This window comes from Flavobacterium cupreum, from assembly GCF_003996965.1.
Taxonomy (GTDB): domain Bacteria; phylum Bacteroidota; class Bacteroidia; order Flavobacteriales; family Flavobacteriaceae; genus Flavobacterium; species Flavobacterium cupreum.
On record NZ_QWDM01000160.1, the window covers coordinates 1 to 326 of the forward strand.

1 protein-coding gene is annotated in these 326 nt (G+C 66.0%); it reads right to left on the reverse strand.

The genetic code is table 11. The features are described from left to right. Window positions 1-103: 103 nt before the first annotated feature. The coding region (locus tag D0817_RS27040) for a helix-turn-helix domain-containing protein (RefSeq protein WP_134737810.1) at window positions 104-326 on the reverse strand (223 nt) is incomplete at its 5' end.

A 326-nucleotide genomic window follows, 5' to 3' on the forward strand; every position in this document is an offset into this window, starting at 1 on the left:
CGGGGTCCAGGCCAGCACGTAGGCCAGCGCGGCGCCGGCGATGTTGATCAGCAAGATCGGCCCGATCAGCCACCTGAGCAGGCGCACCCGGATGCTGTTCATCTCACGCCAGCTCAAGCATGTAGCCGAAGCCGCGGATGGTGCGGATGGTGACCCCGGCCTCGCCGATCTTGAGGCGCAGGCGCGAGATGTAGACCTCGACCGCGTTGAGGGTCAGGTCGTTGCCCCAAGGCAGGATGGCGTCGATGATCTGCTGCTTCGACACCACCCGTGCCGCGTGGTGCAGCAGGTATTCGAGCACCGCCCATTCGCGCACCGACAACTCG